Below are 3935 nucleotides of genomic sequence, written 5' to 3'. Positions count from 1 at the left end.
AATCCTTGGGCGTGAGTTGCGAGTTCTCTCCAATCTGGCGGGGTAGGGCTGAAAGCTTCCATGTAGTTAGACATCGCTATGCATATACGGTCTGGATATCGAAAAACGCGTCTCGAAATCATCGAGTGGGGCTAATGGTCTCAACCGAGACTATTGTTATCTTAGCTATAAATAGATAATCGCTCATTTATTATGATAAGTAGTTTAACGAGGATCTGCCGTGCCCAGTTAAATTGGTAAGATTGATGAAGATAACTAAGTGAGTGTCTAAATTTTAGCCCGCTATTAAATACACGATGACCCTAATTACTGCGATCGCCGACGCTCCCGATCTTACTGCTGATGACTATCTAGTCATCGGTGTGGCTACTTGCTTCTTCCGCGATGATGATGGCGTTCATCAAGTCAAAGTCATTGAACCAATCCCTTCGTCTGCGCTCGAAGCATTAATTAAAGGTATTCCCACCTCTTACGACATTGCCGCTGCTACGACGCTAGGTGCGGTAATTGGTGACGATGTTCCCCAAATTCCAGCGAGTTTCCCTAGCGACTGTCAACTAGGTAGTGAATTTGCTTACCGTTGTATCGCTTCCGCCCGGACTTACAAACGCCGTACCGAAGCCCAAGTTCACATTCCTCAAGGTACTAGTTACAGTAGTTTTAACTATTCTACCGATCGCAAGCGAATTCTTAACGCCGATCGGGTCGTCACTAAGGACGATAATGTCAAGCAACATGCCTATACCCATCAAAAACTCTAGTCTTAGCGTAGAAATGGAGTAAGCTCCTTACTCCTTACTTCTTATTCCCATCTCCCATCGCCAATCCCGCCAAATATCCCGTCGTCCACGCACTCTGAAAATTAAAGCCCCCCGTTACCCCATCGATATCGAGAATTTCGCCTGCAAAATATAACCCCGGACAAATTTTGCTTTCCATAGTTTGGAAATTCACAGACTTGAGATCGACACCGCCGCAGGTGACAAATTCTTCTTTAAAAGCACCTTTGCCTGTAATCTGATATTCACCACGATTAAGTTCTTGAATCAATCGATCGAGTGTTTTATTTGCCAATCCTGCCCACCTGTCGCCTGGTTGAATGCCGACATAACTCGTTAAAGATTCCCATAAGCGATGGGGTATCGGTATAGGACAACTATTTTGGATAGTTTTTTGGGGTAGTTGCGATTTGACAGCGATGATTAGTTCTCGCAACTTATCGGGGCGATATTCTGGCAACCAATCGATAATTAGGGTGGTTTGATAGCGAGATTCAGATAGAAACCGCGCGCCCCAAGCCGATAATTTTAGCACTGCGGGGCCGCTTATACCCCAATGGGTAATTAATAATGCCCCGGCTTGATTTAAAGTCGCTTTTTTACCAGATCCAGCTAATGTAACTGTGGCGGTTTTAACGCTGACTCCTGCTAAATTTGCCAGCCGCGCATCGGGGATATTGAAGGTAAACAGGGATGGTACGGGGGTAACGATCGGATGTCCCAGTTGTTGCGCCCATTTGTAAGCACTGGGATTGCTACCCGTGGCGAGTAAGACTCGATCGGCTGTCAGAACTTGCCCTGATTTGAGGTTTACAGCCCATCCTGAGGGCTGCTGGGGCGTAATTTCACTGACAGCAGCCCCCGTCCAAATCTTGACCCCAGCAGCCGCCGCAGCATCCATTAAGCACCGGACGATCGTATCGGAGTCGTCAGTAGTCGGAAACATCCGCCCGTCGGCTTCGGTTTTGAGTTTGACACCGCGATCGGCATACCAAGCTACGGTATCTTGAGGTTGGAAGCGGGTAAATGCACCCCGCAGAGCCTTGTTCCCGCGCGGATAGTACTGCACTAATTGAGTCGGCTCGAAACAGGCATGAGTGACGTTACACCTACCGCCACCGGAGATTTTGACCTTAGCAAGGGGATATTTACCCGCTTCGAGCAAGGTAACGCGGGTATCGGGATAAGTTTGGGCACAGGTAACAGCGGCAAAAAAGCCCGCTGCGCCACCGCCGATGATGATGATTTGAGACACGGGGGAGATGGGAGTAGGGAGTAAGGAGTAAGGAGTAAGGAGTAAGAAGTAAGAAGTAGGGCAAATCCCCTCCCTGGAGGCTACGGTGTATACACAAGTCTGGATGAAGGCGAAATCTCTAGAAATCCCCCTAAATCCCCCTTGGAAAGGGGGACTTTTAAAGCCCCCTTTCCAAGGGGGTTGGGGGATTCAGATCTAGAAACGAAGCCCAGCCAACTTGTGTATACACCGTAGCCCTGGAGGGGTGCCCGGAGGGCGGGGTGGGTAGATCTTCGCTAAAAGCCTATAACCTAAAACCTAAGCTCCATGCGCGCGGGGGGTGTCGTTACCACCACTGGGAACTACTTTGGGTGTGAATTTAGAGACTTCGCCTGCGGTGGTGGATGCGGTATCGGTCAGGGCGGTTCCGATGGCGAGGGCGGTGAGTTTGGCTGTTAAGATCTGGCGGGGTTGTTCGCCGATGGCTTGGGCGAGGACTTCGCCTTTATTATCGAAGAAGACAAAATGGGGAATGCCATCGACGCGATATTTGGTGACTTCTGGCAGCCATTTGGTATTATCGACATTGAGCATTGAAAAGTTGATCCGATCGCTAAATTGAGCTTTAATGGCGGCGAGATCTGGTGCCATTGCCTGACAACTGGTACACCAATTAGCATAAAATTCCATGAGTGTGGGTTTGCCATTACTCAAGGCGATATCGATCGGTTGTGCTTGTTTGGCTTGGGTTTCGAGGCTGTCGGTAAAGTTTTGAGCGCGTACGCCGAGGGCGAGAGCGACAACTAAGATAATCGCGATCGTGACGATCGCAAAGTTACGCATTCTCTGTGGTGCGGGGGTAGATTCCATCGTCATAAATTTAATATTTAATAATACGTAGATTTAATATATCGCGCTGTTTGCATCATCGGGTCTTATTGGGACGTTTAACTGTCTCGATCTCCAGTGTTAAACTGTCAACTATCAACTGTCAACCGATTGAAAGATGTTGTCAATTCCCACATTCCCCGAAGTCGATCGCGAGATAATTAAATCGTTAGCTATTTATAGCGATCGAGAGTTAGTTAATCTACATCAATTACATCCCGAACAGGGTAAATTTTTTACAGCGTTATTTTGTCGGTATGGGGCGATCGTACATAGTGTGGTTCAACATGCTGTGGAGTCTCAGGTTCAAGCCGATTATCTATTTGCGATCGCTTGGCGACAAATTTTTGAAGAGTTAGATCGAGTCAAACTTTCGGTAAATCCTGAAGCTACTAATTGGCAAAATTGGACGGTCGATATTACGGGTAGTACGCTCGATCGGACTGAGGTTCCACCAGCAGATCGGATTCGATCTAGTTTAACAGCCGCACCCCCACCATTAAAATGCTACCTCGAACGGGCACTCGATCGCATCCCGCCGCTATCGCGCCTAATTGTGGTAATGACTCAAAACCTGAAGTGGAACGAACAACGCATCTGTGCGTATCTACAAGGTGAGGGGCAAAAAATTCCCGTCGCTAGTATTCCCGATTATTTGGCGGTAGGTTATCGACAATTAGAGGCGGCGATACCTGACGATATTTGCGATCTGTACCTGCATGGCGCGGGTACACCGATGCTAAATAGCCCAAGTTGCTAGTTATGGGTTTTTAGTGGGATAGGTGTTAGGTTTTAGGTTTTATCCCATCGCTAATACCTAATACCTAATACCCAAATCTTTAACCTTGGTTATAACTAGCAACTTGCGTTAAAGAACCGATCCTGAGGTAGCAGCGATCGTTTCTGTCAGCCATCGATCGAACATTTCGGAGAGGAGTTGTTGCTTGAGCTGTTCGTCTAGCTGGGATTCGACGATCTCTTCGACTTGAATTAGATGTACGCCGACTGCGGTAACGATTGGTTTGAGCAGTTGG

At 47.8% G+C, this 3935-nt stretch carries 4 protein-coding genes; 2 read left to right on the top strand and 2 right to left on the bottom strand.

What is annotated here, in order from left to right; all coding sequences use genetic code 11:
• The first annotated feature begins 296 nt into the window (after positions 1–296).
• Positions 297–761: a hypothetical protein gene (locus Q0R35_RS00745; RefSeq protein WP_295613458.1), complete on the top strand. Its 465-nt coding sequence runs from the start codon at positions 297–299 to the stop codon at positions 759–761.
• Positions 762–795: 34 nt separating this feature from the next.
• On the opposite strand, the gene Q0R35_RS00740 is transcribed toward Q0R35_RS00745, so the two are convergent.
• Together Q0R35_RS00740 and Q0R35_RS00735 are read right to left on the bottom strand one after the other, a co-directional pair.
• Complete coding sequence (locus tag Q0R35_RS00740) at positions 796–2043, bottom strand: NAD(P)/FAD-dependent oxidoreductase (protein ID WP_366944790.1); 1248 nt, start codon at positions 2041–2043, stop codon at positions 796–798.
• A 288-nt stretch (positions 2044–2331) separates the two neighbouring features.
• Positions 2332–2883, bottom strand: coding sequence for a thioredoxin family protein (locus Q0R35_RS00735; RefSeq protein ID WP_366944789.1), 552 nt, complete (start codon positions 2881–2883; stop codon positions 2332–2334).
• A gap of 136 nt (positions 2884–3019) precedes the next feature.
• Between Q0R35_RS00735 and Q0R35_RS00730 the strand changes: the two genes are divergently transcribed.
• Entirely contained in the window at positions 3020–3661 is a 642-nt protein-coding gene (locus Q0R35_RS00730) for a sigma-70 family RNA polymerase sigma factor (RefSeq protein ID WP_295613449.1), read from the top strand.
• Positions 3662–3935 lie beyond the last annotated feature (274 nt).

The sequence above is a fragment of the Chamaesiphon sp. GL140_3_metabinner_50 genome, assembly GCF_025361915.1.
Taxonomy (GTDB): Bacteria; Cyanobacteriota; Cyanobacteriia; order Cyanobacteriales; family Chamaesiphonaceae; genus Chamaesiphon.
Note: the sequence above shows the minus strand (reverse complement) of the source record. Positions and strands in the feature narration are given on the sequence as shown.

Bases quoted from the DNA above. Each gene is read 5' to 3' on its own strand.
- Q0R35_RS00745 (WP_295613458.1), top strand. From the start codon at position 297: ATGACCCTAATTACTGCGATCGCCGACGCTCCCGATCTTACTGCTGAT.
- Q0R35_RS00735 (WP_366944789.1), bottom strand. From the start codon at position 2,883: ATGGAATCTACCCCCGCACCACAGAGAATGCGTAACTTTGCGATCGTC.
- Q0R35_RS00730 (WP_295613449.1), top strand. From the start codon at position 3,020: ATGTTGTCAATTCCCACATTCCCCGAAGTCGATCGCGAGATAATTAAA.